The sequence below is a fragment of the Moritella marina ATCC 15381 genome (assembly GCF_008931805.1).
Classification (GTDB): domain Bacteria; phylum Pseudomonadota; class Gammaproteobacteria; order Enterobacterales; family Moritellaceae; genus Moritella; species Moritella marina.
Window position 1 is genome coordinate 4,028,640 of record NZ_CP044399.1, and the last position, 27,000, is coordinate 4,055,639.

Genomic DNA, 27,000 nt, shown 5'->3' on the forward strand with positions numbered 1-27,000 from the left:
TATATGGCCTTGGTGTGATGAAGAGATGAAATGATAAAACTATCATCACCTTATGCCAAACAAAAATTGTAATTATTAAACATTAATTTGCTGTAATAGCCGATCCATTGCACGGTAGGAGAGTGCTTCCAGCAAATGTGATTTATTGATATCTATACAATTGTTTAAATCTGCGATAGTGCGGGCGACCTTAATTATCTTGTGGAAGGCGCGTGTTGATAGGCCCATTTTATCTATCGCGAGTTCTAAAAATACCGCATCTTGATGTTGTAGCGAGCAATGTAATTCAATTTCTTTATTGGTGAGTGCGTCATTTAATTTATTACCTCGTTGACGTTGTATCGCTTGTGCAGCACTGACTCTTTGTTTAATGGCATCGCTGCTTTCACCACGTTGCCCTTGTTCGGTTAAACTACCTTTTGGTAATGCGGGTACCTCAATGGTGAGATCGAAACGATCTAAAAATGGCCCTGATAATTTACTTAAGTATTTTGCTACTTGGCTACTATTACCGCCGAATTTATTATTGTCATAATAACCGGAAGGCGAGGGATTGAGAGCGCCAATTAATTGAAATCGAGCGGGAAAGTCAACTTGTTGATTAGCTCTGGAAATACTGATCCTCCCTGCTTCTAAGGGTTCACGTAATGAATCGAGCGCTTTGCGTTGATATTCCGGGAGCTCGTCCAAAAATAATACGCCGTTATGCGCAAGGGTTATTTCACCGGGTCGCGGGTTACGACCTCCGCCAACTAAAGCGACAGCTGATGAAGTGTGGTGCGGAGTGCGAAAAGGTCGGCGGCACCAATCTTGAGCGACAAAGTCGTTACCACTAATGGATTTAATCGCTGCGCACTCTAATGCTTCTTGCTCAGTCATGTCAGGTTGAATGCTGGTTAAGCGACTCGCCAACATGGTTTTACCTGTGCCGGGAGGGCCAAATAATAGTAAGTTATGACTGCCTGCCGCACAGATCTCTAAGGCGCGCTTGGCACTTTGTTGGCCGATAATATCTTGCATGTCTTGTTGGTTATCCTCACTACCTAGCGGTGAGGTTATCCGTTTAGCGGTGGGAAGAGTCTGCTCCGCATTGAGGTGCTGACATACTTCTTGTAAATTTGTGGCAGTAAAACAATTGGCATTGTCGATAAGCGCTGCTTCATGGCCATTATCGAATGGAATGATACTGCTGCGACCGGCTTTCTTGCAAGCTATGATACTGGGGATCGTACCGCGGCAGGCGCGTAGTTTACCGGACAGTGATAATTCACCGACAAACTCTAGCTGCTGATGCTGGCTGGCGATCACTTGTTGTGAAGCAATTAAAATCGCGATCGCAATGGGTAAGTCATAACGGCTGCCTTCTTTGGGCAGATCGGCAGGTCCCAAATTGACTGTGATACGTTTGGCTGGCATCACAAAGTTAGAATTCATTAACGCACTGCGAACCCGATCTTTTGCCTCTTTGACTGATGTTTCAGGCAAACCGACTATCGTAAACCCGGGCAGTCCTTCGCTGATATGCACTTCAATAGTAATTAGGGGGGCATTGATACCTAAAATTGCACGGCTATAGATCACGGCTAAATTCATTCATTTTCCTTGGTCACTTTATTGGTGTATTTTTACCCTAGTGCAATTAACGATAAGTATGGCTGAATTAGGTGGATTATTTTAAAACCTTAAGCAAGGGCAATTTGCCACAGTCTATTTTGTGATGCTTGTCATGTGTGAATCTTTTAACTGGAATCGGTTTGTTTTTTAATATATTAGATTGTTACCGTGCTTTTATTTGGTTGTTTTAGTTATTTTACTCGTCGTTAAAGGCTTGCTTAAATAAATTCACCATGCTAATAATGAATTATAAAAATTTTATAGAGTTGTTGGATTAGTCATATGTTTGGGTTTACTTCGCGTCTAATTATTGTAGTCAGCATTCTGGTGGTAATTATTAAATTACCAAGCCGGGGACTTACTGCTAAGCGAAAATAAGCTTAATCCAGCAATAAGAAAACCTCGGTAAATAACCGGGGTTTTTTTTTGTTTGACGTTTAATTGTTTACAAGAATGATGTTTAAAGGGATGTAGATTAATGAAAGCAACAGAGTTTATTGTAAATGCTTTGCGGAAACAGGGTGTAAACCAAGTATTTGGTTATCCCGGTGGTGCGATCATGCCGTTGTATGATGCGTTATATGATGGTGGTGTGGCGCATTTATTAGCGCGACATGAGCAGGGCGCGATCATGGCTGCGCTGGGTTATGCCCGTGCTGGTGCAAGAGTTGGCGTGTGTATTGCGACTTCGGGTCCAGGTGCGACTAACTTGGTGACAGGGTTAGCGGAAGCAATGGCGGATTCAATTCCTGTTGTGGCATTTACTGGCCAAGTACCGAGCGCCTTGATTGGTGTGGATACGTTCCAAGAAGTGGATATTCTTGGCATGACGTTATCGTGCACTAAACATAGCTTTTTGGTGGAAGACCAAAATGATTTAGACCGTATTATTGCCGAAGCATTTACTATTGCGACAACTGGCCGTCCTGGACCAGTATTAATTGATATCCCTAAAGATATTCAACTGGCTGAAATGGCGAGTGAAACAGTATCAGAATTAGCTGAACTGCCACCGCTAGATGGTTTGGTTGATGAGCAAGTTGTTGCAGCGCGAGCGCTGATGCACGCAGCAAAAAAACCGGTATTGTATGTTGGTGGTGGTGTTGGTATGGCCAATGCGGTTCCTGAACTGCGTGAACTCGCTGCAGCGCTAGATATTCCCATGGTTAGCACATTAAAAGGTATAGGTAGTGCTGATCCTGAACATCCTTATTATTTGGGTATGTTGGGTATGCATGGCTTGAAAGCGGCTAACTTAGCGGTACAAGAAAGTGATCTATTGATTGCAGTCGGTGCGCGATTTGATGATCGCGTAACGGGTAAACTTGATGAGTTTGCTCCGCATGCGAAAGTTATCCATTTGGATATCGATGCTTGTGAGCATAATAAATTACGTGTTGCTAACGTTGCTATCACCACGGATCTCAAACTCATTCTACCGGCGTTAAAAATGACGTTGGATATTGCCCCTTGGCGTTTACATACGCTAGAAATGAAAGTTGAAACCGCTTTTCGTTATGACCACCCCGGCATTGCCATTTATGCGCCGTTATTATTGAAACAACTATCTGCTTGTTTACCTGAAGATCATCTTGTTGCTTGTGATGTCGGCCAACACCAAATGTGGACTGCGCAACACATGACGTTTACCCAACCGGAGAATTTATTATCCAGTGCTGGTTTCGGTACGATGGGCTTTGGTTTACCGGCGGCGGTTGGTGCTGCATTAGCACGTCCCGATGCGATGCCTGTTGTGGTGACCGGTGACGGTTCAATCATGATGAACATTCAAGAGTTAGCGACAATCAACCGTGCTAAATTACCGGTTAAAATTGTATTAATCGATAATCAACGTCTGGGTATGGTACGTCAATGGCAAACGCTATTTTTTGATGGCCGTTTATCACAGACAATTCTTGATGATAACCCGGATTTTGTGGCATTAGCGGCTGCATGTGGTATTCCTGGTGAAACAGTTGTGGTGAAAGAACAAGTACAACCGGCCATGGATCGCATGTTGGCGAGTGAAGGTGCATATTTCTTGCACGTACAAATTTCCGAGCAAGAGAATGTGTGGCCATTAGTACCACCAGGGGTGAATAACGGCGCGATGTTGGAGCAATATGATGAGTGTTAAAAAAGTACATGAAGTGGTGATCGAAGCCTCGAATACGCTGGAAATTTTAGAGCGGGTATTACGCGTAATTCGCCATCGTGGTTTTCGTGTTAGTACGATGAATTCGGTACAAATGAATGATTGCAATAGCATAAAGATTACGGTTACAGTATCTGGTGAGCGCGGCATTGATCTACTCTATAAACAGTTAGATAAATTGTTTGATGTGAACAAATTAAGTTATCAGCAAATTACAGCATAAAGGAAGAAAGAGTTATGGATAATACTGAACAACAAGTTTGGTTTAATGGCAAAATGGTACCCGAATCACAAGCAAAAGTGAGCATATTTACCCATGCTCTGCATTATGGTTCATCGGTATTTGAAGGTATTCGTGCGTACGATACTCCAAAGGGACCGGCTATTTTCCGCCTACAAGAACACATTCAACGCTTGTTTGATTCAGCAAAAATCTATGGTTGGACTATTCCTTATACTAAGCAAGAAATAGAACAAGCGTGTAAAGATGCAGTGTTAGCTAATGGCCTAACGAATGCTTACTTACGTCCGTTGGCTTATATTGGTAATGTTGGTTTGGGTTTAACACCAAAATCAACGGTGTGCGATGCACTTGTTGCGGCAATGAACTGGGGCGCTTATCTGGGTGATGAAAGTTTAGAAGAGGGCGTTGATGTTTGCGTTACTTCTTGGAATCGTTTGGCACCAAATACTATCCCGACTGGCGCGAAAGCCGGTGGTAACTATTTATCATCGCAACTGATCTCATCTGAAGCGAAACGTCACGGCTATGCAGAAGGTATTGCCCTTGATGTAAACGGCACTATTTCTGAAGGCGCTGGCGAGAACTTATTCTTCGTTAAAAATGGCGTTATTCATACACCACCAACAACAGCGTGTATCTTACCGGGCTTAACGCGTAATACCTTAATGGTGCTAGCGCGTGACTTTGGTTATGAAGTACGTGAAGAGCCGATTGCCCGTGAAGCGATGTACTTAGCAGATGAAATGTTCATGTGTGGTACTGCTGCTGAAGTTGTGCCGGTACGCTCTGTTGATCGCATTGATATTGGCGACGGTAAACGAGGTCCAATTACAGAAAGATTACAAACAGCTTATTTCGCTTTGATTAAAGGTCAGAGTGAAGACAAATGGGGTTGGTTGGATTACGTTGCTGACCCGAGCTAACGACAGGTTTTGACTAGATTATTGCTTATATTTAACTATTAAAGCGAGGCTCAGATAGGCTTCGTAGTTACTATTTTATTTTTGTTTCATGGAGAGAACAATGCCTAAATTACGTTCTGCAACATCTACCCAAGGCCGTAACATGGCTGGTGCTCGTGCTTTATGGCGTGCAACAGGTACTCGAGAAGAAGATTTCGGTAAACCAATTATCGCGATTGCTAATTCATTTACCCAGTTTGTACCGGGTCACGTACATTTAAAAGACATGGGCCAATTAGTTGCCGATGAAATTTTGAAAGCGGGCGGTATCGCTAAAGAATTTAATACCATTGCTATCGATGACGGTATCGCGATGGGTCACGACGGTATGCTGTATAGCTTACCTTCGCGTGATTTGATTGCGGATTCTGTTGAATACATGGTTAATGCCCATTGCGCTGATGCATTAGTGTGTATTTCTAACTGTGACAAGATCACCCCTGGTATGTTGATGGCGGCACTGCGTCTTAATATTCCGGTTATCTTTATTTCAGGTGGTCCAATGGAAGCGGGTAAAACCAAACTTTCAGACCAATTGATTAAACTTGATCTTGTTGATGCAATGGTGATGGGCGCAGATAAAAATGTGTCAGACGAAGATGTTGAAAAAGTAGAACGTAGCGCGTGCCCTACTTGTGGTTCATGTTCTGGTATGTTCACTGCCAATTCAATGAACTGTTTAACTGAAGCATTAGGGTTATCACAACCGGGTAACGGTTCATTAGTGGCGACGCACGCAGATCGTGAAGAACTGTTCTTAAATGCTGGTCGTCGTATTGTTGATCTGTGTAAGCGTTATTATCAAGATGATGATGAATCAGTATTACCGCGTAATATTGCTAATCGTGATGCGTTTGAAAATGCGATGACGCTTGATATTGCCATGGGTGGTTCAACCAATACGGTATTGCATTTAATTGCCGCTGCGATTGAAGGCGAAGTTGATTACAGCTTAGAAGATATGGATGCATTATCCCGTAGAGTACCGCAATTATGTAAAGTAGCACCGTCAACGCCGCTTTATCATATGGAAGATGTACATCGCGCCGGTGGTGTGATGGCTATCTTGGGTGAATTAAACCGTGCTGGTTTATTGCATACAGACAACATGACCGTGATGGGCATGACGATGGCAGAGCAACTCACTAAGTTTGATATCGTCACGACTGAATCTGCAGCGGTGAAGAAAATGTATTCTGCAGGCCCTGCGGGTATCCGAACGACGAAAGCGTTTAGCCAAGATTGTCGCTGGGATTCATTGGATGATGATCGTGCGAACGGTTGTATTCGTTCAATCGAAAATGCCTATAGCCAAGAAGGTGGTCTGGCGATATTGACGGGTAATATTGCTGTTGATGGCGCTGTGGTTAAAACCGCCGGTGTCGCTGATGATAACTTACTGTTTCGTGGTACAGCACGTGTATTTGAAAGCCAAGATTCAGCGGTAAGTGCAATTTTAGCGAGTGAAATTAAAGCCGGTGACGTGGTTGTTATTCGTTATGAAGGCCCTAAAGGTGGTCCGGGTATGCAAGAAATGCTTTATCCAACCAGCTATCTGAAATCAATGGGACTCGGTAAAGCCTGTGCATTGATCACTGATGGTCGTTTTTCCGGTGGTACTTCTGGTCTTTCTATTGGTCATGCTTCACCAGAAGCGGCAAGTGGTGGCTTGATCGGTCTGGTTGAAGATGGCGATATTATTGATATCAACATTCCTGAGCGTTCAATGAACTTGGTTGTTGCGGATGACATTTTAGCAGCACGTCGTGTTGAAATGGAAAGTCGTGGTGAACAAGCTTGGAAACCAGTGGAAATTCGTGAACGTAAAGTAACTCAAGCATTGCGTATTTATGGTCACTTTGCGACTAGTGCTGATAAAGGTGCTGTACGCGATAGGAACCTGATTTAATCTTTATATAAGCCTTATATAAACTACCTCGTTAGTATTATCTAGCTATTCGCTATGATCTATATCAAGGGTTCTACAGTCATCGACTATGATTACTGTAGAACCCTTTTTTTTGGGCGAGATCTCGCTCACATAAAAAATTATCTTCTGTTCAACATCAATTTAACAAATCTTATATAAAATTTCCTTGAAATTAGAATGATCTTTAGTGATTAATTCTGCAGTTCTGCGTCTATACTGCACCTATATATCGAGAAGCTTTTCTCAACCAGTTTAATAAACCATATATCGGAGTAAACAGCATATGATTATCGGCGTACCTAAAGAAATTAAAAACCATGAGTATCGCGTAGGTATGACTCCTGCAAGTGCACGTGAGCTTATTGCACATGGCCATACAGTTAATGTTGAAACATTTGCTGGTGCTGGTATTGGTTTTAGCGATAGCGATTATGAAGCTGTTGGCGCAAAGATTCTAGCAACTGCTGCTGAAGTATTCGCAATTGCAGACATGATTGTTAAAGTTAAAGAACCACAAGCTGTTGAACGTGCAATGTTACGTGAAGACCAAGTGCTATTCACTTACCTTCACCTTGCACCAGATCTGCCACAAACTGAAGACCTAATCAAGAGTAAAGCAGTTTGTATCGCTTATGAAACAGTAACAGATGTAAACGGTGGTCTACCACTGCTTGCTCCTATGTCTGCTGTTGCTGGTCGTATGTCAATTCAAGCTGGTGCACAAGCATTAGAAAAATCACAAGGTGGTTGTGGTCTTCTTATGGGTGGCGTACCGGGTGTTGCTCCTGCAAACGTTGTTGTTATCGGCGGCGGTGTTGTTGGTATGAACGCAGCGAAAATGGCTGTTGGTATGGGCGCTAGCGTAACTATGTTAGACCGTAACCTGACTGTTCTAGCTAACCTAGACAACCAGTTCGATGGCCGTCTAAAAGTAGTTTACTCTACGCATGATGCAATCGAAAAATATGTATTAGAAGCGGACCTAGTTATTGGTGCTGTACTAGTACCGGGTGCTGCTGCGCCTAAACTAGTGACAAAAGAGCTTATCTCACGCATGAAGCCTGGCGCTGCTGTTGTTGACGTTGCGATTGACCAAGGTGGTTGTTTCGAAACTTCACATGCTACTACACACCAAGACCCAACTTACATCATTGATGACGTTGTTCACTACTGTGTAGCTAACATGCCTGGTGCTGTTGCGAAAACATCGACGTTTGCATTAAACAATGCAACGCTACCGTACATCATCAAGCTTGCTAACTTAGGTTGGAAAGAAGCACTAATCCAAGATGAGCACCTACTAAACGGTCTAAACGTTATCGCTGGTCATGTTACCGTTCAAGATGTTGCTGAAGCACATAACTTACCGTTCGTTGCACCAAAGAGCATGATTTTATAATCTAGCTTATTGCAATAACGTGTTAAATTAGCGCCATTATTTATTAATGGTGCTTTTTTATATGCAAAAGAAAATAACTGCGTTAATCCTGATAGCCGGACTCGGTCTATTTGGCCTCTATACAAGCCTTCAATCTGATGATATTGCTGACGTTGAAAAGTCAGATGTACCTGACTTCGCCGCTATCAGTGATGTTAATGCTAAAAAAACAGCTTTCTTTGATTATCTACAGCCTGCGTTTGATGTTGTTACTGCCGAAGTATTGGCTGAACGCGCATTACTGACCACTTGGCAGACCAAAGCAGAGTTAACCATAGACGAGCAAACTCACCTGCAAGCGATGGCTGACATGTATAATGTCACCGCTGATACCGATCAACAAGTGATAACCACGTTATTAGTGCAAGTTGATGTTATTCCAGAAGAGCTGGTATTTAGTCAATCAGCAAATGAAACGGGCTGGGGTACGTCTCGTTTTGCTAAAGAAGGACATAACTTCTTTGGTCAATGGTGTTTTAGCAAAGGTTGCGGCATAGTACCGAACCAACGTGATCAAGGTGCTGTCCATGAAGTGGCGAGTTTTGATTCCATAACAGCATCTGTACGTTCGTATTTCCGCAATATTAACCGTAATCAAAGTTACTTACCGTTACGTGATATTCGTAGCGAGCTGCGCATGAATGATGAAAGTATCAATGCGTGTGCGCTTGCGGCGGGATTAATTAACTATTCAGAAAGAAAAGAAGCTTATATCGATGAGATCCGCGCAATGATCCGTCATAACCGTCAATTCTGGCGTCACAATACCACCACCAATTATGCCTTGTGTGCAGCACCTGAGCCTGTGATCACTGAAATCGTTGATGAAGACGCGATTGAATTACCTGAGGTCATTACTCTGACTGGTGATGCTGTTGTTGAAGTGAACGAGCCCATTTTAGTTGAAGTGAAAAATACAACTTTAGTTGAAACGAAAAAATCCGGTTCAACTAAAGTTGAGCCAAGCAATATCATCAGCAATATTGAAGATGATGCTGTAACGCCAGAAAAACCAGTAAAAATGGCTATAGCAGAATAATTACCTAGTTTACTTTTTTGGTGCTCAGTGGCTTACTGAGTGCCTTCTTGCCTTCCTTGTTATGTTAATCCTCTTATATTTTCCACGCTATTGGTTCGTAAAGGTAACTAAGGTTAAATTTGCGCTATAAATCACTACATTTGTTAAAAATCGTTGGTTTTTAATATTCAAGCGATTATCGATATAATGCCTACTTTTGAGTATATGAGCGTTTTTGGTGGTTTTTAGACGATAAAATTGCTGTTTCTTAATTTTAACGGGGTTTTATTGATGATTATATAGATGTTACATAGTCGTAAAAGGTTAAAAAATGCTTGGATATGTGACAGACCTCAATTTTCCAGGTGCTAGATGATTGAACTGCTTCCCATAGACAATGTAGTTGTAATACTCTCCACTCATCAAATCTTGCAGTGCAAAGAATTGTAAAAATATAAAAATAATATATAAGCAAATAAACACACATTACTATGATAATTGAAAGGCTGAGTTTGTTATGGATAAATCACTAAGTTCGAAAATATTTATATCCCTGTTTGTGGGCTTGTTACTGGGTACAATCGTTCAGTATGGCTTTGGTGCAGGATCGTTCCTTGACACATACTTTGTCGGCGCAGCTACTGCAGTCGGTACGATGTTTGTATCACTCATTAAATTAATGGTAGTTCCACTAGTTTTCATCTCTATTGTATGTGGTGTATGTGAACTGAAAGACATTAAAAGTTTCGGTCGCCTAGGTGGCAAAACTTTCTTCCTATATCTAGCTAATACAGCTGTTGCAATTACAGTAGCACTTATTGTTGCAATGATTGTACAACCAGGTGTTGGCGCTAACCTTGCGGAATTAGGCGGTACAGCAGTACACCTAGCAACGACTGACACACCAGATATCGGTCAACTAATTGTAAATATCGTACCAAGCAACCCTGTTCAAGCATTTGCATCTGGTGACATGTTACAAATCATCTTCATGGCAATCATCACTGGTCTAGCGATTCAAGCACTAGACAAGAAAGGTGGTCCAGCGATCAATGCATTCCAAATCGCAAATGACATCATGATGAAACTTGTTAGTCTAATCATGAGCTTTGCCCCGTTTGGTGTATTCGCGTTAATGATTCAATTAGGTGCAACACTAGACGGTGCAACACTGGCTTCAGTAGCTAGCTATGTTGGTCTAGTTGTAGCGTTACTTGTTGTTTGGATCCTAGTTGTATACCCACTAGCGGTATGGGCAACGACAGGTATCCGTCCAGCTACGTTCCGTCGTCAGATTCGTGAGCAGTTCCTATTCTCACTATCTACGGCAAGCTCGAACGCAACTATCCCTGTAACTATGCGTACACTAACTGAGAAAATTGGTGTATCTAAAACAGTTGCTGGTTTCGGTGTTCCACTTGGCGCAACAATGAACATGTCTGGTGTATCTATCTACATCTCGATTGCAACAGTATTTGCTGCAAACGCATACGGCACACCAATCCAAGTGACTGATTTGTTCACTATGGGTCTAACTATTCTACTATTATCAGTAGGCGCAGGTGGTGTACCTGGTGGCGGTATCGTGATGATCGGTGTGTTACTAACACAACTTGGTCTACCGGTTGAAGCACTAGCAATCATTGCAGCAGTTGACCGTATCAACGATATGTTCTGTACTTCTGCTAACGTTATCGGTGATACAGCGGTTAACACTATCGTTGCTAAATCTGAAGGCGAGTTAAATGTTGAAGTTGCTAACTCAGAACCTCAAGGTGAAGCTAAAACAGCTTAATCGAATAAAATAATACGAGAAAGGGAGCTTAATGCTCCCTTTTTTATTTTCTGCTAAAAGTTATCCTGAGTTAATTCTTTTTATCTGTTTCGATTGTTGCTATAACTAGGTAATAGTACTAAGTCATGTACTAGATATTAAAAGTAGATAGCAGCGTTAACGATGGCATGCCAAAGCGTTAACTTGTCAGTTATATTTCAATGGATGATCGAGTGACAAATAACGAACCCCAACAAGACCAATCGCTACTTACAGCCAATGATTATTTATGTAAGATATTATTATCACCAGTCTATGAAGCTGCCGTGGTGACTCCGTTACAGCCGTTAACGAAACTCTCTCAGCGTTTAGGCAATAGTATTTTGCTAAAGCGTGAAGATCGCCAACCTGTGCATTCATTTAAACTGCGCGGCGCCTTTAATAAATTAGTGCAATTATCTGAAGAACAAAAACTCCGTGGTGTCGTTGCGGCATCTGCGGGTAATCATGCCCAAGGCGTGGCGATGTCAGCGAAAAAGCTGGGTATTAAAGCCATCATTGTGATGCCCGTTATTACCCCTGAGATTAAAGTGAGCGCAGTACGCGGCTTTGGTGCTGAAGTATGTTTGCACGGTGATAGTTTTGATGAAGCGTCTAATTATGCTAAAAAATTATCCGCTGAAGAAGGTTATACCCTGATCCCGCCATTTGATGATCCGGATGTGATCGCAGGACAAGGTACCATTGCCCGTGAACTGCTTGAACAAAATGGACATTTAGATTATATCTTTGTGCCTGTTGGCGGCGGCGGCCTTGCGGCGGGGATTGCTGTTTATATTAAACAACTAAAACCCTCGATTAAAGTCATCGGCGTTGAACCGCGCGATTCAGCCTGCTTACGTGCCGCGCTTGATGCTGGTGAACCGGTTACCCTTGATCGCGTAGGTATTTTTGCTGATGGTGTGGCCGTAAAACGTATCGGTGCAGAAACATTCCGTTTATGTAATGAATTTATTGATGACGTGATCACGGTAAGCAGTGATGAAATTTGCGCGTCATTAAAAGATATTTTTGAAGACACCCGCGCGATAGCAGAACCATCAGGTGCATTAGCACTGGCGGGTTTAAAGAAATTCACTGAGTTAAACAGTGTGCGTGATAAAAACATGGCCGCGATCTTAAGCGGTGCCAATGTTAATTTCCATTCGTTACGCTATGTATCAGAGCGCAGTGAATATGGCGAGAAAAAAGAAGCAGTATTAGCGGTCACTATTCCTGAGCGTCCTGGTGCATTCTTAAAATTCTGTGAGTTAATCGGCAATCGTGCGGTGACTGAGTTTAACTACCGTTATTCGAACCGTGCCGCGGCAAATATCTTTGTTGGTTTACGCACGCCGCAAGGCACATCAGAATTAGCCACAGTGATGAAACAATTGGAAGATGCTGAATACCCTGTGGTTGATTTATCGGAAGATGAAATGGCTAAACAACATGTACGCTATATGGTGGGCGGACGTCCTGCTGAAGCCTTGCAAGAAAGGTTGTTTAGTTTTGAATTTCCAGAGAATCCAGGTGCATTACAGAACTTTTTGTTAACTCTCGGCATGAACTGGAATATTACTTTATTCCATTACCGTAATCATGGCGCAGCTTATGGCCGTGTCTTAACGGGTTTTGAGTTACCCGATGGTGAAATGAAGGCGTTTTCAGCTTACTTGGTTAAATTGGGTTATCAGTATAAAGAAGAAACCAATAATCCAGCGTATAAATTCTTTTTAGCGCACTAGTGTAAATTATTGATTATACCAGCCACTGATAATCGCGAAATTCTCAGTGGCTTTTATTATGTCAGAGTTACAGTCGAGCCTCTTTATCTTCTCCATTCTTATCTATGCCTTTACCTAGGGGCCATTGTCAGCGAATTAATAGGCTAGTTTAACTAAACAATGATACCCTTAGTCCATTAATCCCATTCTTTTTATATTGGAAAATATTATGCTGAGCTACCGTCACAGCTTTCATGCTGGCAACTTTGCAGATGTACTTAAACACGCTGTTGAAGTACTGATCTTAGAATCGTTAAAACAAAAGGATGCCCCTTTTATTTATCACGATACCCATTCTGCTGCGGGTCGTTATAGTTTATCGAGTGCACACGCTGAAAAAACTGCAGAGTACGTTGATGGTATTGCCCGTATTTGGCAGCAAGGCGAAGTGCCTGCGCCATTAATTCCTTATTTAAATGTGATTAAGCAGTTAAATAAAACCTCGAAATTGAAACATTATCCAGGTTCACCGTTAGTTGCACGATTATTGTTACGTGAACAAGATCGTATGCAAATGACAGAGTTGCACCCTGCGGATGTGAAATTCTTAGAGCAAGAGTTTGCTGGTGATCGCCAAGCGCGCGTACATCAGAAAGATGCCTACGATGGACTAAAAGCCTTGCTACCTGGCCGTAATAAGCGTGGTTTAGTGTTACTTGATCCATCATATGAAATTAAATCTGAGTACCGTCAGGTTGTACAAGAAATTGCCAGCACTTACCGTCGTTTTGCTACGGGTACATATGCGTTATGGTATCCAGTGATCGAACGTCGTACGATCGATCGTTTACTACGTGATTTTGTTGGTACCGGCATTAAGAAAATTCTGCTTATCGAATTATGCGTTAAAGGCGATACTAGCGAACGTGGTATGACTGGTACTGGTATGGTTGTGATCAACCCTCCGTGGAAATTGTACTCACAAATGGAAGAATTATTACCTTGGTTAACAAAAGAGTTAGCGCAAGATAAAGACGCTTCTTTCCGTTTAGAATGGTTAGTACCTGAATAAACTTTAATAGATAGGTAAGTTATGAAGCAATGGATAGCAAAGCAATTAACAGCACAAGGAAATGTGGCAGAAGGCTTACCTGCTAAGCATATTGGTGGTGAGGGTGAACATCTGGTCTTTTTTCATGCCAATGGTTTTCCTCCTGCTATGTATCAGCAAATGCTAAAACCACTGACTGATGAATATAAAGTCAGTGCTGTCTATCAGCGCCCTTTATGGCCATTACCTGTGCCAGAAAACTTCGATAACTGGCGATTAATGATTGATGATGCCTGTCGGTTTATTGCAGCTCAGCCAGAACCTATCACCCTTGTCGGTCATTCGATGGGGGGGTTAATCAGTATTATTTGTGCGGTACGTGAACCCGACAAAGTAAAGCAACTCATTCTGCTCGACCCTGTGATCCTTGAACCTCACCTTATTTGGGTAATGCGTAATTTGCCTGGTTTTTTACGTAAAAAATTGCCGTTAGTTGAAAAAACATTAAGGCGTCCAGATACGTTTACAGATCCGCAGCAGGGATTCAATTTTCATCGTAAAGTCCGTGGCTTTAAAGGTATTTCTGACAGTGTATTAGCCGATTACATGGCTGAAGGTTTATACCAAGCAGATGACGGTTTCAAATTAAGTTATAGCCGTGATTGGGAAGCTACTATTTATCAAACCGTACCTTGGGCGTGGTCGAGTATTAATAAATTAACGACGGATACGGTGGTGATCAGAGGGCGTAATTCTGACACCTTATCAGCACAAGCGATGACGCGTTTATTACGTAAGCAGCCACACATTAAATTGATTGAAGTCGAAGGCGGACATTTGTTCCCATTAGAGCAACCGGTGCAAACAGCTGAAATGATTCGTCAGCAGTTAGTTTCCCATAAAGATTAGGCCTATATGTATATATCCAGATTGATTAGTTTAGCCTTGCGCAAACTCACTGCTGAGTTACGTTGGGCTAATTTATTTTTGATTTTTTGTAGCTACTTAGCCGTTGTGTGGGGATTGTTGTGGTTAAGTAATGAAACCACACTCACCGATCCTTTAACCTTTTTCTATTATACCGTGGTCGTGATCTCTACGGTTGGTTTTGGTGATCTTTCGCCAAGCACGCCCAATGGCCAGTTGGTTGTTGCGCTCATTCAGATCCCATTTGGGTTATTAATTTTTGGTGCTGCGATTGGTAAAACAACGCAAACCATTGTCGCTATAGCAAGGAAAGGTATGAACGGAAAAAAAGATTTTAGTACGTACAGCGATCATATTTTAATTTTAGGTTGGCGTGCACACCGCACCAAACGGATTTTAGAACTGATCCTTGCAGACAAAAAGCGTCACCAGCGCAAAATTATTTTATGTGTGGAACGCGAGATGAGCCATCCGTTTCCACACATGTTAGATGTTGAATTTGCGCAACTCGAATCATTCACCGACCAAGATGAGTTAACCCGTATTGCCATGGCGCAAGCGAGCTCGATTATTGTCGATGGAGAGAATGATGAAATGACGTTATCGATGGCATTAAGTGCGTCATCACACGCTTCGAAACAGGCGCATATCAGTGCTTACTTTCATGAAGAAAGTAAAGCTGAATTGCTGCGCGCACATTGCCCTAATGTTGAGTGTGCAAGTTCTCGTCACGCTGAAATTCTAGTGCGTACTATGCAATCACCCGGCGCGAGTATTCTGCATGAGCAACTTTTTTCAACACTAGATGAAGCGACGCTTTATTGTTTAACTTTAGACAATATACCGGAAATGACCGTCGGCGATGTGTTTCAGCCATTGCGCGAAAAATACGGCATGACTTTGATGGCGATTGCTGATGATGAAAAAGGTAGCTGTTTTAACTTAAATCCAGGCATGAATACGCAGCTGTATGCTGGGCAAGTACTACATTATATCGCCAATGAGCGGATCCGTAAGCAAGAGATCAATTGGGTTGATGTGTTACTGCTGAAAATAGAAAAATAGCTTTAGCGAAGAATAGGGAGAAAGGGAATACCTGATACTGTTAGCTATATTGTATGTTAATCATAGCTTGTACTAACAGTATCAGATGGATGAACTATTTTTCTAGTTCAGTTAAACGTGCTTCTAGCGCCGCTAATTTTTCACGAGTGCGTAATAACACTTTAGTTTGTACTTCAAACTCTTCACGGTTAACTAGATCAAGTTTGTTTAGCTGTGATTGCAATACTTGATGGATCTTCTTTTCAACTTCTGAGCCTAACGACTTTACACCCGTTGGTAATGATTCATGTATTTGCTTCGCGATTTCTTCTAATTTTTGTGGCTTGATCATACGGCACCTAATTGCGATTGAGTTTAACTCGTCTTAATGAGACGTTAATGTTCTTGGTGTTAGTCTAGCATTTTAATTATCGATTAATCGACCTAAAATGACTGCTGAAAATTGATCAGCGGTAATATTTTGACGACACCGTTTTCTGCATAATTTAATAAACCGATCTGCAAACCTTGCAAATTTTCGGTCATATTAAAAATACCAATTTGAAACTTTGCTGTTTTGGCATAATTCATCACACCAAAATCCACCAATGATAATCGATCACTGTAGTTTATTAGGCCGATATTGGCGCCAGCGACAGTTTTTGATAAATTGACCATGGCCAAATTAACGCCTTTAACATGATGAGTATTATTCACTAACGCCATGTTAAAACCGGTATCACGGCCTAAATGCCAGTTGAACAAGCTGAATGATGCCCCTGAGAATTCTTTATTTACTTTACTTGCGCCAAGTAACAAGTTGAAACTGACACCTTCAAGTTTATCGACTTCGGATAAACCTAATACCGCCATATCAAAACCTTGTACTGTTTCTGTTTGACCATGGAAGAGGGCAAGGCGGAAACCATCAACGTCTTGGCCTGCTGGTGCGTTAAGGCCAACTGTCGAAAATTGCGCTGGTAGTTCATTGGCAATTGCAGCCTGGCTTAGGCTTAATGTGGCCAGCATTGCCAAACATATTTTTTTGAATCCCATGAAAACTCCATATTAACAATGATGAGGGTAATAGCGTGTGCTCGATTATAACGGAATTCGTCCGCGGGTCTTAATCATATTTTATTTTGATCTCATCAACGTTGACTGCGGCGCTGATAATGCCTTAGGGCTTGACCATGCTAAAAAATTCAGTGATCACCGGTTCGTCAAAGCGCTTACGCTGACAGCATAAGCCCAGATCAAAAGGCTCAATTTTATTGCTGTTCTCAAAGGTTAATACCCGATCGCGAACGGGGCTATTATCAACCACTACGGCAGGGGCAATACCGACGCCTAATCCTAGCGCCACCATGCTGACAATCGCTTCATGACCAGCGACCGTGGCATAAATACTCGGTTTTATCTTCATCTGCTTAAACCATTTATCAATACGTTTACGCGCAGGGCCGTGTTCTGGCAAGATAAACGGCACAGAGTTCCAATCAATATTATCCTGCATGATCTGCTGTTGTACTTGGCAGGAGATCACCGGGGTTATGATGGACAGGGGTACTTTAGCTATTTCGACAAACTTTAAGCGGTTAGATATTTGGTCTGGATGCGCAGCAATGGCAATATCAATGCTTTCTTCATCAACGAGTTGCATGCCCATTGCAGCATCACCCGTGATCAGCTTTAGCTCTACATTTGGGTGTAGTAAGCGGAATTTGTCTAATATAGGCGGTAAATGGCTGTAGGCAGCGGTGACTGAGCAGAAAATTTTAAGCTCACCATCGAGCTCGCCACTGTGGCAGCTTAGATCGGCTTTCAGTTGCGTCCAGTTCTCGAGAGTATGCTGAGCAAAACTGCGCAGGCGTTTGCCACTTTCCGTTAATGCGACGGATCTATTATCACGGGTAAAGATTTGGCTGCCGACGGATTCTTCTAATCGTTGCATAGTGCGCGTCAGTGTCGACGTGCTGACATGCATCGCCTCTGCGGTTTTACCAAAGTGCAATGTCGTGGCTAAATGTAAAAAAAGTTGTAGTGAGCGAATGTCCATATTGGCTTTTTCCTGACCGTATAGGGTTTATTTATTGTTATTATTAGCTTTATTATTGTGGCTAATCTTTTTTTTCAAAAAAACGACTAGCGCTAAAATAGGGTAAAAAACTGTTTATTCTTTAATTTGTGAAATATTTGTATGAACAGTCTCTACTTCACTATTTTAAAACCTGATATTAACCTGATTTGCATTGTAAAAATGGTTACGTTGCAGAAAGTGCAACACTGTATTGTAAATATATCATTTCCAGCAATGAGTAACTTAGCATATAGTGAATACATAGCGCATCACTGGAGTTGTGATGGCACATTTTAATTATTAAATTCTCATGGAGAGCAACATGGCTAACTATTTTAACACTTTAAACTTACGCCAACAGTTAGAGCAACTTGGCAAATGTCGTTTTATGGATCGCAGTGAATTCACTGACGGTTGTAACTTCATTAAAGATTGGAACATAGTAGTAGTCGGTTGTGGCGCGCAAGGTCTTAACCAAGGCCTAAACATGCGTGATTCTGGTCTTAATATTTCTTATGCATTACGTGGCGCAGCAATTGCTGAAAAACGTCAATCTTTCCTAAATGCATCTGAAAATGGTTTCGCTGTAGATACATACGAAAACTTAATCCCACAAGCGGATCTAGTATTAAACCTTACTCCTGATAAACAGCATTCAAATGTTGTTGAAACGATCATGCCGTTGATGAAGAAAGATTCAACGCTTGCTTACTCGCACGGTTTCAACATCGTTGAAGAAGGCATGCAAGTTCGTTCAGACATTACAGTAGTAATGGTTGCACCTAAGTGTCCTGGTTCTGAAGTACGTGAAGAATACAAACGTGGTTTCGGTGTTCCAACACTAATCGCTGTTCACCCAGAAAATGACCCGAAAGGTGACGGTCTTGCGATTGCTAAAGCATACGCATCGGCTACAGGTGGCGATCGCGCTGGCGTACTTGAGTCTTCGTTTGTTGCTGAAGTTAAATCTGACCTTATGGGTGAGCAGACTATCCTTTGCGGTATGTTACAAACAGGCGCAATCCTAGCATTTGATAAAATGGTTGCTGACGGTAAGTCACCAGCATACGCAGGTAAATTGATTCAGTTTGGTTGGGAAACAATCACTGAAGCACTTAAGTATGGTGGCATCACTAACATGATGGATCGTCTATCTAACCCTGCTAAAATTAAAGCGTTCGAAATGGCTGAAGAAATGAAAACAACGCTTCGCCCATTATTCGAAAAGCACATGGATGACATCATCACTGGTCACTTCTCATCAACGATGATGGCTGACTGGTCAAACGATGACGTTAACCTGCTTAAATGGCGTAAAGAGACTGGCGAAACTGCATTCGAGAACTACCCAGAATCAGACATCGTTATTGACGAACAAGAATTCTTCGACAACGGTACATTATTCGTAGCTATGATTAAAACGGGTGTTGAACTCGCATTCGAAAGCATGGTTGCTTCTGGTATCGTTGATGAGTCTGCATACTACGAGTCACTACATGAAACGCCGTTAATCGCCAATACGATTGCACGTAAGCGTTTATATGAAATGAACGTTGTTATCTCTGATACAGCTGAATACGGTTGTTATCTATTTGCTCACGAAGCGGGTCCACAACTACGTGACTACGTAAATGCGCTACCAACTGAATTGATGGGTTCTGCATTCGCTGCTGAATCTAACAGTGTTGATAATGCACGTCTAATCGACGTGAACGAAGAAATTCGTAATCACCCTGTAGAAGTTATCGGTAAGAAACTGCGTGGCTACATGTCAGACATGAAAAAAATCGTTGGCTAATACCTGATGTAAGCATCAAGGTTTAGTTGATATAGCCCGGTAAGCATGACGATGTTTACCGGGCTTTTTTGTGTTTGGATGTCAGAAGTGATATTTATTTTCAGGTAAGTTCTGACTACAAGCGGTATTTATCCGCGTTTTGTTAGTAGTAAGAATGTATAACAAATGTTTATACACTCTTACTGTTATTCAGGCGGGGAGCAGTCTAAAGCGCGTAAGTCGCGATCAAATACTTCACTATCGCTTTTGACTCAAACATATCCACATCGGTATTAGGATCTTTCAAGAACGGTACTTGTACTGTGCCGTGTTCCGCAAAAAATGCACTGCGCTTGGTTTCTGGTAACGGTGTGTATTCACCAGGGCTTAAGCGTCTTGTTGCAGGACCCAGTTCACCAAAGCTTTGTTTGCCTAAGTTCACCAACAAATACGGCAGTTCTAATTCACACAAGGTTTCACGTACTGGGCGTGAGTAAGGGCTACTTTCAAAGCTATATAAAACCAACGGATCAGTTGGTTCGATTGCTGGTGTTTTGGTCTTACCGGCATTAAAGCGAATTAACGATGCTGTTGTTGAGCTCGCATAGTTAAACAGGTTGGCGCGTAATCGGATCGGTGCGCTGCAATTACCATAATGCTTGTATAAATAAGTAATGATCTCAGACGCAGAATTTAAGATAGTCTGGGTATTCTTATCAATCAAGAAGGGGATTCTATCTGTGCTATACATTTCTTGTAGTTGTTGCTTGTGGCGCTCGCCGCCTTGTGGACAAGGAATAATGAGTACATCTAAGTTCAATTCTGAAATTGCTTCACGTACTAAGCGACATAGTGGGTCGGCTTCGTTGTCATACATGATTAACGGATCTTGCTCATTGATCGTGGTTTTGGCTGCTTTGGTGCCAGCCCATAAACGTGTTTGTGAAGCCAGTGCAGAAGTCAGTAGATTAAACATAGCGTAAATCCGTTAAGGTAAAACCTCATTTTAAATGCACAAATTTGAAAAAGCTGTCTAGTCTGGCGGACAATAATACGATTCTGATGAAAGTGTTATTGACTGCAAACTTTGTGTTATGGGACTGAATCAGTATAATGCGTTTTTTGCTTGATTTAGGGTAAGGTATGTCAGCTGAATATGACAATCGTTTTAGTGGTATTGCGCGTTTATATGGCGCTAAAGCACTGCAATTTTTTAGTCAAGCACATGTATGTGTGATTGGTATTGGTGGTGTGGGGTCTTGGGCGGCTGAAACTTTAGCGCGTTCGGGTATCGGCAAGATCACCCTCATCGACATGGATGATATTTGTGTGACTAATACTAACCGTCAAATTCATGCTTTAAAAGACACTATCGGTAAGCAGAAAATCGATGTAATGGCTGAACGTATTCGAGCCATTAATCCAGAATGCATCGTGACGCCAATCGATGATTTTATTACGGTTGATGAAGTCGGCATGCACATCAGCAAAGACTTCGATTATGTGGTTGATGCGATTGATAGTGTACGTTCAAAAACGGCATTACTAGCGCACTGCAATCGTAAAAAGATTAAATGTATTACCATTGGCGCGGCGGGAGGACAAATCGACCCAACGCAAATTCAAGTGCTGGATTTATCTCGTACACATCAAGATCCATTAGCGGCGAAAGTACGCTCTGATCTGCGCCGTTTACATAACTTTAGCAAGAATCCAACCAGTCGCTTTGGTATTGAGTGTGTATTCTCTACCGAGCAATTAATTTACCCAGGAACTGATGGCGAAGTGTGTTCGACCAAGAACTTTCTTGATGGCGCAACAGGCATGGATTGTTCTAGTGGTTTTGGCTCTTCAACTGCGGTAACTGCGAGCTTTGGTTTAATCGCAGCATCGCGGGTATTGAAAAAATTAGCCGAACGAGAAGCCCGTTATCGACCTGAATAAGGTTTTGAATAAACTGTTTAATCAGTTGTTAATTAACGCGTTTAACCAATTCTGTTCAACGAAATTGAAACCAGTGCATACACCTTGTATTCGCTGGTTTTATTGTATTTATAACCCCATTCTATTTCCTTTTTTTCAAGCCGAACCCTCATTATTCTGCTCGTGCCTTACCATGTTCGTTCACGTTTAAACGTGTGAAGTTCGGTTATGTTAATAACTTGTGATACTATTTAAACATATGTTTGAATAACAAAACTGATCACATCAAGTAAGGAAACAAGGTATGAGTAAAGTATTTATTGTTGCAGCAAAGCGTACGGCTCTTGGTAGTTTTGGTGGCAGCTTAGCTGGTGTCGATGCGGCTACGTTAGGTGCAACGGCAATCAAAGGCGCATTAGCTGCTGCCAAGGTTAATCCTGAGCACGTTGATGAAGTGATTGTTGGTAATGTGATTAGTGCTGGTCAAGGCATGGGACCGGGCCGTCAAGCCGCAATGCAAGCGGGTATTCCTGCTAGTGTCCCTGCTTATACGTTGAATATGATTTGTGGTAGCGGCATGAAAACCATCATGGACGGTGCTGCGCACATTAAAGCGGGTGATGCAGATATCGTTGTTGCTGCAGGCATGGAAAGCATGTCTAACATTCCTTATTTGATGCCTGCTAAAACCCGTTTTGGTTCTAAAATGGGTAACATGACCATGGTCGACGCCATGATCAACGATGGACTAACGGACGTATTTAATAATTACCACATGGGCATGACAGCGGAAAATATCGTTGATCAGTTTGGTTTAACTCGTGAACAACAAGATACGTTTGCAGTGGGTAGCCAGCATAAAGCGGTTGCAGCTATCGCCGCTGAACGTTTCGTTGACGAGATTGTACCTGTGGAAATTAAAGTGCGTCGTCAAACACAAAGCTTTGCGACGGATGAATATCCAAAAGATAATACCAGTGTAGAAGGCTTAGCTAAACTGCGCCCAGCATTTAAAGCGGACGGTTCTGTGACGGCGGCAAATGCATCTGGTATTAACGATGGCGCGGCGGCGATCATCTTAGCCTCTGCTGCTGCGGTAGAAAAATACGGTTTAGAACCGATGGCAGAGTTGATTGCTTACGGTCAAGGTGGCATTGATCCGCAAGTGATGGGCTTAGGGCCTGTTCCTGCAATTGAGCAAGCATTGAAACGTGCAGACATGTCATTAGAGCAAATGCAATTGCTAGAGCTTAATGAAGCCTTTGCTGCGCAAGCATTAGGGGTGATGACTAACCTGACGCAAGAGCACAATGTCGATATGGATTGGTTTGCCGATAAGACTAATGTTAACGGTGGTGCTATCGCGCTGGGTCATCCTTTAGGTGCATCGGGTGGTCGTATTACCGTGACGCTATTACACGAAATGCAAAAACGTGGCGTTGATTATGGTTTAGCATCGTTGTGTATTGGCGGTGGTATGGGTACGGCGTTGATCGTTAAAAACTTGCAGAGATAAACACGCTAAATTAATTAACTAAATGATATTGGTGGCGCAAACATACAAGGGCATGGATGCCCTTGTTTAAGCGCCTTTATTTAAGACAACGCGGATGTCTTGAGCGGTTTGCGGAATCAATTCATTTAGCGGTATGTTAGATAGTCATGTTAACTTTAAGCCGCTTTAATCGCTGCAATAACGGCTTTTAAACCGTTGCCTCGAGATGGACTAAGCTGTTGCATAAAGCCCAATTGTGCAAAGTAATCATCGACATCAAACGCGGCGATCTCGGCACGGGTTTTACCGTTCACTGCGGCTAGTAATGCTGCCATTAAACCTTTAACAATACGCGCATCAGAATCTAAGCCAAACCATAATCGCTCGTCATTATCGCAGTGCAAGGCTAACCAAGCTTGGCTTTCGCAGCCTTTAATTTGATTTTCTGCTATTTTATAATCATCACTTAATGCTGGGATCTTATTACCGAGTTGAATTAATTGACGGTATTTATTTTGCCAGCCGCTTTGCGCTGTTAATAACGTTAGCACATCGGTACTGGTGATGGTATTGCCAAATGGACTTGACGAGAAATCGGTCATGCGTATTCCTGGGTATGCTTGTATTAGTGACCAGAGTTTACTCTGGCAGGGTAAAATTAATCTTCTTCGACTGAGATAAATTGACCTGTGGTCGTCAGTTCTATTTCAACTTTTTCGTTGTTAGCGTTACGCGCTTTAATTTCATAGCGGTTATCGTCATAATCAAATTCAACTTTAGAAATATCATGAAAACCGTGTTCAACAAGCAGTTCAATCACTTGCGCTATGGTTTTTTCTGGCTGATCATGTACTGGATTAGCAAGCGTTACTGGGCTGAGTAAAATCAGTATTAAATAATAATATTTTAGCAAAATTAGACCCTGTTAATGTTCTATTCATTTAAACAACGGTACTCTAGAACCTATGAAAACACGAATCTTATTAACTGTCATGTTAATCTTTATGTCATGGCAGAGTGTGGCAATGCCGCATATTGAATACGAAGAAGATCTTGACGAAGTCACGGCTGCGGTGGAAGCGAAAGAGATCAGTCCGTTTATTGATTTACTCGCTATTATTGAACGTGACTTTAACGGCCGAGTAATTAAAGTCGAACTCGAAAAAGACGATGATTACAGCGAAGATGATATTTGGATATACGAAATCAAAATTCTCGATGCCGATCGTAATGTCGTTAAAGCAGACTTTGACGCTAAAACATTCCGCTTATTAGCGATTAAAGGTCATAAACTTGAACGTTTTTTTAATCAGAATAGGTAAGTATGAAAGTATTAATCGTTGAAGATGAACCGCAATTATCCCAACAAATGCAGCAACAATTAACCGAGCAGGGCTTTATTGTTGACTGTGCTTATGATGGTGAAGAAGCGCATTTTATGGGCTCGACCGAAACTTACGATGCGGTGGTGCTCGATCTCGGTTTGCCTAAAGTTGATGGTTTAACGGTATTAAAAAAATGGCGGGCTGAAAATCTGACGATGCCGGTTATTATTCTTACCGCGAGGTCGTTATTACATGAAAAAATTGAAGGCCTGAATGCGGGGGCTGACGATTATCTTGCGAAGCCTTTCCAAATGGGTGAATTAGTTGCGCGTTTACAGGCTTTAGTGCGCCGCGCAGCAGGTAAAGCATCATCGATTGTGACCGTTGGCGATATCCGTTTAGATATCTCTGCATCAACAGTCACTAATGCTGGTTTGAGTGTGACGCTGACGGCTCATGAGTTTAAAGTGCTGAGTTATTTAATGCTCCACCTTGGCCAAGTAGTCTCTCGAGCTACCTTAATTGAACATATTTACGCGCAAGATTTTGATCGTGACTCCAATACTATTGAAGTCTTTGTCGGTCGATTACGCAAAAAAATCGGCAGTAAAATGATCGAAACGGTACGTGGATTAGGTTATAGGATCGCGCAGGATTGAAACGTTTTTCATTAAAAAATAGATTATTGTTTGCAGCAGGTGGCTGTTGCGTGGTGCTGATCCTGATCACTGGATTTACCGTGCAGCGTTACATGCAAGACTATCTACGTAGCGAATTGGTGACCAAATTAACCTTATCGTTAGATGAATTATTAAGTCGCCTTGAAGTGCAACCACCCACGCTCGACTCTGCTAATCGATATATTCCCTTTGATATCATGCCGATTAGTTCCTTATCTGAACCGCGATTTAACCAACCTTATTCGGGACTTTATTGGCAAATTCAAACCGATAATAAGGTGTTAAAACGCTCGCGTTCATTATGGGAAAAAAAACTGACCTTTAGTCATCTGAATAATGAATTTGGTCTTGATGATTTTGTGACTGATGGCCCCACTGGCAAAGCGCTTATGGTGTTGCAGCAAAAAGTCAAATTACCTGATAGTGAAATGTTTTTTTGGGTTTCTGTGGCACAAGAAAGTAGCAGCTTAGCGCTGGCATTACAGGGGGTTAATCGTAGTTTACTCATAGGCCTAGGTCTATTGGCGCTAGCTGTTATGCTTTTGATTTTGCTGCAATTAACTTGGGGTCTACGGCCTCTGACGACATTGCGTAAAGAGTTGGCTGAAATTGAAAACGGCGATAAAGCGCATTTTCAACACCATTATCCTCAAGAAATCGACCCGTTGGTCAAAGATATTAACCGTTTGTTGGACCATCATCAGCAGTTGCTAGAAAAGGCACGTACCAATGCCGGTAATATGGCCCACGCATTAAAAACACCTTTGAGTATTATGCAAAATGAACTGGCTCTGCCGCAACCGCCACAGCGGCCTTTGTTGCAACAACAGCTCCAGCAAATGCGCCAACATATTGAATACCATTTATCATCTTCGCAAATAGCCGCGAAGCAGTTGTTAGGCGCTAAATGTAGCCCGCACCAACAATGTAGGAGTGCCGTGTCGGCTTTTTCACGTTTGTATGCCAGTCGTAATATTGCTGTTGAACTTACCTTTGACGAGGCGTTAACAGTTGCTGTTGATGGCCGTGACTTTGATGAAATGGCCGGTAATTTGATTGAGAATGCCTATAAGTGGGCGACCTCGCGTATTGTTATTTCTGCTGTTGTGGTAGATGGTTTACTGCAAATGACGATTGCGGATGATGGTCCAGGTATGAGTGATGCAGATTGTCAGCTGGTATTGGATCGTGGTCAACGCTTAGATGAACAAACCCCAGGTCACGGTCTGGGGCTTAATATCGCAGCAGAAATGGCGCGGATGTATCAAGGCAAGCTGGTGTTACAGCGCGCATCACTTGGTGGTTTAGCTGCGCAATTAGCACTGCCGCTACGTAACCGTTTATAAACGTTTGGTCCTATAATGGCCTGATATTATAAAGCGTCGATATTATAAAAGTTTAATGCTTTCTACTTCGACTTCAGGTGTTGAACCACCTTCAAATTCACCAAATATGCGTAGCTTGGTGTTGTTATCAATGGCTACTGGTAGCTTGATATCATCGTCAAGTTCAACAATAACTTGGCCTGTCGCGTCGGCGAACATATATTTATCTGCGCTGATTTGGTGGATTAATTGACCTTCTAATACCACGTTAGCTTCGCTGAAACGGCCTATATTTTCTCGGTTTTCCGCTACTGTCGTCACGTTCATTGCTGGGCCAGTGTAATGAATCGATTGTTTGTTGTGATCATCATCATGGTCATTACCTTTTGCCATCGCCAATGTTGGTAACATAACGATCGTTGCTGCGAGTGCGATAATTGTTTTCTTTAGCATCTTAAATCTCCTGAAAACC

At 42.2% G+C, this 27,000-nt stretch carries 25 protein-coding genes; 17 read left to right on the top strand and 8 right to left on the bottom strand.

Annotated features, from left to right (window positions below; all coding sequences use genetic code 11):
• Window positions 1–75: 75 nt before the first annotated feature.
• Entirely contained in the window at window positions 76–1,593 is a 1,518-nt protein-coding gene (locus FR932_RS18105; protein WP_019442438.1) for a YifB family Mg chelatase-like AAA ATPase, read from the bottom strand.
• A gap of 499 nt (window positions 1,594–2,092) precedes the next feature.
• Between FR932_RS18105 and ilvG the strand changes: the two genes are divergently transcribed.
• The 11 genes from ilvG (at window position 2,093) to FR932_RS18160 (ending at window position 15,944) form a co-directional block, all read left to right on the top strand.
• Window positions 2,093–3,751, top strand: a complete 1,659-nt coding sequence (gene ilvG / locus FR932_RS18110) for an acetolactate synthase 2 catalytic subunit (RefSeq protein ID WP_019442437.1) — start codon at window positions 2,093–2,095, stop codon at window positions 3,749–3,751.
• The gene (ilvM, locus tag FR932_RS18115) at window positions 3,741–3,992 is read left to right on the top strand and encodes an acetolactate synthase 2 small subunit (RefSeq protein ID WP_019442436.1); all 252 of its coding nucleotides are present in this window, start codon (window positions 3,741–3,743) and stop codon (window positions 3,990–3,992) included. Before ilvG ends, ilvM begins: the two co-directional genes overlap by 11 nt.
• A gap of 14 nt (window positions 3,993–4,006) precedes the next feature.
• Complete coding sequence (locus FR932_RS18120) at window positions 4,007–4,936, top strand: branched-chain amino acid transaminase (protein ID WP_019442435.1); 930 nt, start codon at window positions 4,007–4,009, stop codon at window positions 4,934–4,936.
• A gap of 100 nt (window positions 4,937–5,036) precedes the next feature.
• Window positions 5,037–6,884, top strand: a complete 1,848-nt coding sequence (gene ilvD / locus FR932_RS18125; RefSeq protein ID WP_019442434.1) for a dihydroxy-acid dehydratase — start codon at window positions 5,037–5,039, stop codon at window positions 6,882–6,884.
• A gap of 304 nt (window positions 6,885–7,188) precedes the next feature.
• Window positions 7,189–8,304, top strand: a complete 1,116-nt coding sequence (gene ald, locus FR932_RS18130) for an alanine dehydrogenase (protein ID WP_019442433.1) — start codon at window positions 7,189–7,191, stop codon at window positions 8,302–8,304.
• A gap of 61 nt (window positions 8,305–8,365) precedes the next feature.
• Window positions 8,366–9,382 carry a glucosaminidase domain-containing protein gene (locus tag FR932_RS18135; protein WP_019442432.1) on the top strand — a complete coding sequence of 339 codons (1,017 nt, stop codon included), beginning with the start codon at window positions 8,366–8,368 and terminating at the stop codon, window positions 9,380–9,382.
• A 496-nt stretch (window positions 9,383–9,878) separates the two neighbouring features.
• Window positions 9,879–11,156, top strand: a complete 1,278-nt coding sequence (locus FR932_RS18140; RefSeq protein WP_019442431.1) for a dicarboxylate/amino acid:cation symporter — start codon at window positions 9,879–9,881, stop codon at window positions 11,154–11,156.
• A 200-nt stretch (window positions 11,157–11,356) separates the two neighbouring features.
• A complete protein-coding gene (ilvA, locus tag FR932_RS18145; RefSeq protein WP_019442430.1) occupies window positions 11,357–12,922 on the top strand; it encodes a threonine ammonia-lyase, biosynthetic in 1,566 nt (521 codons plus the stop codon).
• 208 nt (window positions 12,923–13,130) lie between these two features.
• Window positions 13,131–13,973 carry a 23S rRNA (adenine(2030)-N(6))-methyltransferase RlmJ gene (locus tag FR932_RS18150; RefSeq protein WP_019442429.1) on the top strand — a complete coding sequence of 281 codons (843 nt, stop codon included), beginning with the start codon at window positions 13,131–13,133 and terminating at the stop codon, window positions 13,971–13,973.
• A 21-nt stretch (window positions 13,974–13,994) separates the two neighbouring features.
• The gene (locus FR932_RS18155; RefSeq protein ID WP_019442428.1) at window positions 13,995–14,861 is read left to right on the top strand and encodes an alpha/beta fold hydrolase; all 867 of its coding nucleotides are present in this window, start codon (window positions 13,995–13,997) and stop codon (window positions 14,859–14,861) included.
• A gap of 6 nt (window positions 14,862–14,867) precedes the next feature.
• A complete protein-coding gene (locus tag FR932_RS18160) occupies window positions 14,868–15,944 on the top strand; it encodes a potassium channel family protein (protein WP_019442427.1) in 1,077 nt (358 codons plus the stop codon).
• Between the two features lie 94 nt (window positions 15,945–16,038).
• Here FR932_RS18160 and ubiK read toward each other — a convergent pair whose 3' ends face one another.
• The 3 genes from ubiK to ilvY all read right to left on the bottom strand — a co-directional run bounded on the left by ubiK (window position 16,039) and on the right by ilvY (window position 17,982).
• Window positions 16,039–16,275, bottom strand: coding sequence for a ubiquinone biosynthesis accessory factor UbiK (ubiK, locus tag FR932_RS18165; RefSeq protein WP_019442426.1), 237 nt, complete (start codon window positions 16,273–16,275; stop codon window positions 16,039–16,041).
• Window positions 16,276–16,367: 92 nt separating this feature from the next.
• Window positions 16,368–16,979: an LA_2272 family surface repeat-containing protein gene (locus tag FR932_RS18170; protein ID WP_019442425.1), complete on the bottom strand. Its 612-nt coding sequence runs from the start codon at window positions 16,977–16,979 to the stop codon at window positions 16,368–16,370.
• Between the two features lie 124 nt (window positions 16,980–17,103).
• The gene (gene ilvY, locus FR932_RS18175) at window positions 17,104–17,982 is read right to left on the bottom strand and encodes an HTH-type transcriptional activator IlvY (RefSeq protein ID WP_019442424.1); all 879 of its coding nucleotides are present in this window, start codon (window positions 17,980–17,982) and stop codon (window positions 17,104–17,106) included.
• Between the two features lie 343 nt (window positions 17,983–18,325).
• On the opposite strand from ilvY, the gene ilvC reads away from it, so the two are divergent.
• Window positions 18,326–19,801: a ketol-acid reductoisomerase gene (gene ilvC, locus FR932_RS18180; RefSeq protein WP_019442423.1), complete on the top strand. Its 1,476-nt coding sequence runs from the start codon at window positions 18,326–18,328 to the stop codon at window positions 19,799–19,801.
• 205 nt (window positions 19,802–20,006) lie between these two features.
• On the opposite strand, the gene FR932_RS18185 is transcribed toward ilvC, so the two are convergent.
• Window positions 20,007–20,756, bottom strand: a complete 750-nt coding sequence (locus tag FR932_RS18185; protein WP_019442422.1) for a glutathione S-transferase N-terminal domain-containing protein — start codon at window positions 20,754–20,756, stop codon at window positions 20,007–20,009.
• 167 nt (window positions 20,757–20,923) lie between these two features.
• Between FR932_RS18185 and tcdA the strand changes: the two genes are divergently transcribed.
• Together tcdA and FR932_RS18195 are read left to right on the top strand one after the other, a co-directional pair.
• Complete coding sequence (gene tcdA, locus FR932_RS18190) at window positions 20,924–21,724, top strand: tRNA cyclic N6-threonylcarbamoyladenosine(37) synthase TcdA (protein WP_019442421.1); 801 nt, start codon at window positions 20,924–20,926, stop codon at window positions 21,722–21,724.
• Window positions 21,725–22,007: 283 nt separating this feature from the next.
• A complete protein-coding gene (locus tag FR932_RS18195) occupies window positions 22,008–23,219 on the top strand; it encodes an acetyl-CoA C-acetyltransferase (protein WP_019442420.1) in 1,212 nt (403 codons plus the stop codon).
• 155 nt (window positions 23,220–23,374) lie between these two features.
• On the opposite strand, the gene csdE is transcribed toward FR932_RS18195, so the two are convergent.
• Together csdE and FR932_RS18205 are read right to left on the bottom strand one after the other, a co-directional pair.
• A complete protein-coding gene (gene csdE, locus FR932_RS18200) occupies window positions 23,375–23,800 on the bottom strand; it encodes a cysteine desulfurase sulfur acceptor subunit CsdE (protein ID WP_019442419.1) in 426 nt (141 codons plus the stop codon).
• Window positions 23,801–23,856: 56 nt separating this feature from the next.
• Window positions 23,857–24,111: a PepSY domain-containing protein gene (locus tag FR932_RS18205; protein WP_019442418.1), complete on the bottom strand. Its 255-nt coding sequence runs from the start codon at window positions 24,109–24,111 to the stop codon at window positions 23,857–23,859.
• Window positions 24,112–24,163: 52 nt separating this feature from the next.
• On the opposite strand from FR932_RS18205, the gene FR932_RS18210 reads away from it, so the two are divergent.
• From FR932_RS18210 to FR932_RS18220, 3 genes are read left to right on the top strand one after another with little or no spacing between them, the layout of a single operon-like run.
• Entirely contained in the window at window positions 24,164–24,520 is a 357-nt protein-coding gene (locus FR932_RS18210) for a PepSY domain-containing protein (protein WP_019442417.1), read from the top strand.
• 2 nt (window positions 24,521–24,522) lie between these two features.
• On the top strand, window positions 24,523–25,182 hold the full coding sequence (locus tag FR932_RS18215; RefSeq protein WP_019442416.1) for a response regulator: 660 nt from the start codon (window positions 24,523–24,525) through the stop codon (window positions 25,180–25,182).
• On the top strand, window positions 25,179–26,549 hold the full coding sequence (locus FR932_RS18220; RefSeq protein ID WP_019442415.1) for an ATP-binding protein: 1,371 nt from the start codon (window positions 25,179–25,181) through the stop codon (window positions 26,547–26,549). The genes FR932_RS18215 and FR932_RS18220 overlap by 4 nt, the downstream gene beginning before the upstream one ends.
• A gap of 42 nt (window positions 26,550–26,591) precedes the next feature.
• On the opposite strand, the gene FR932_RS18225 is transcribed toward FR932_RS18220, so the two are convergent.
• Window positions 26,592–26,981, bottom strand: a complete 390-nt coding sequence (locus FR932_RS18225; RefSeq protein ID WP_019442414.1) for a YgiW/YdeI family stress tolerance OB fold protein — start codon at window positions 26,979–26,981, stop codon at window positions 26,592–26,594.
• Between the last annotated feature and the right edge of the window lie 19 nt (window positions 26,982–27,000).

Coding starts and splice junctions, on each gene's coding strand:
- FR932_RS18105 (WP_019442438.1), bottom strand. CDS start 1,593: ATGAATTTAGCCGTGATCTATAGCCGTGCAATTTTAGGTATCAATGCC.
- ilvG (WP_019442437.1), top strand. CDS start 2,093: ATGAAAGCAACAGAGTTTATTGTAAATGCTTTGCGGAAACAGGGTGTA.
- ilvM (WP_019442436.1), top strand. CDS start 3,741: ATGAGTGTTAAAAAAGTACATGAAGTGGTGATCGAAGCCTCGAATACG.
- FR932_RS18120 (WP_019442435.1), top strand. CDS start 4,007: ATGGATAATACTGAACAACAAGTTTGGTTTAATGGCAAAATGGTACCC.
- ilvD (WP_019442434.1), top strand. CDS start 5,037: ATGCCTAAATTACGTTCTGCAACATCTACCCAAGGCCGTAACATGGCT.
- ald (WP_019442433.1), top strand. CDS start 7,189: ATGATTATCGGCGTACCTAAAGAAATTAAAAACCATGAGTATCGCGTA.
- FR932_RS18135 (WP_019442432.1), top strand. CDS start 8,366: ATGCAAAAGAAAATAACTGCGTTAATCCTGATAGCCGGACTCGGTCTA.
- FR932_RS18140 (WP_019442431.1), top strand. CDS start 9,879: ATGGATAAATCACTAAGTTCGAAAATATTTATATCCCTGTTTGTGGGC.
- ilvA (WP_019442430.1), top strand. CDS start 11,357: ATGGATGATCGAGTGACAAATAACGAACCCCAACAAGACCAATCGCTA.
- FR932_RS18150 (WP_019442429.1), top strand. CDS start 13,131: ATGCTGAGCTACCGTCACAGCTTTCATGCTGGCAACTTTGCAGATGTA.
- FR932_RS18155 (WP_019442428.1), top strand. CDS start 13,995: ATGAAGCAATGGATAGCAAAGCAATTAACAGCACAAGGAAATGTGGCA.
- FR932_RS18160 (WP_019442427.1), top strand. CDS start 14,868: ATGTATATATCCAGATTGATTAGTTTAGCCTTGCGCAAACTCACTGCT.
- ubiK (WP_019442426.1), bottom strand. CDS start 16,275: ATGATCAAGCCACAAAAATTAGAAGAAATCGCGAAGCAAATACATGAA.
- FR932_RS18170 (WP_019442425.1), bottom strand. CDS start 16,979: ATGGGATTCAAAAAAATATGTTTGGCAATGCTGGCCACATTAAGCCTA.
- ilvY (WP_019442424.1), bottom strand. CDS start 17,982: ATGGACATTCGCTCACTACAACTTTTTTTACATTTAGCCACGACATTG.
- ilvC (WP_019442423.1), top strand. CDS start 18,326: ATGGCTAACTATTTTAACACTTTAAACTTACGCCAACAGTTAGAGCAA.
- FR932_RS18185 (WP_019442422.1), bottom strand. CDS start 20,756: ATGTTTAATCTACTGACTTCTGCACTGGCTTCACAAACACGTTTATGG.
- tcdA (WP_019442421.1), top strand. CDS start 20,924: ATGTCAGCTGAATATGACAATCGTTTTAGTGGTATTGCGCGTTTATAT.
- FR932_RS18195 (WP_019442420.1), top strand. CDS start 22,008: ATGAGTAAAGTATTTATTGTTGCAGCAAAGCGTACGGCTCTTGGTAGT.
- csdE (WP_019442419.1), bottom strand. CDS start 23,800: ATGACCGATTTCTCGTCAAGTCCATTTGGCAATACCATCACCAGTACC.
- FR932_RS18210 (WP_019442417.1), top strand. CDS start 24,164: ATGAAAACACGAATCTTATTAACTGTCATGTTAATCTTTATGTCATGG.
- FR932_RS18215 (WP_019442416.1), top strand. CDS start 24,523: ATGAAAGTATTAATCGTTGAAGATGAACCGCAATTATCCCAACAAATG.
- FR932_RS18225 (WP_019442414.1), bottom strand. CDS start 26,981: ATGCTAAAGAAAACAATTATCGCACTCGCAGCAACGATCGTTATGTTA.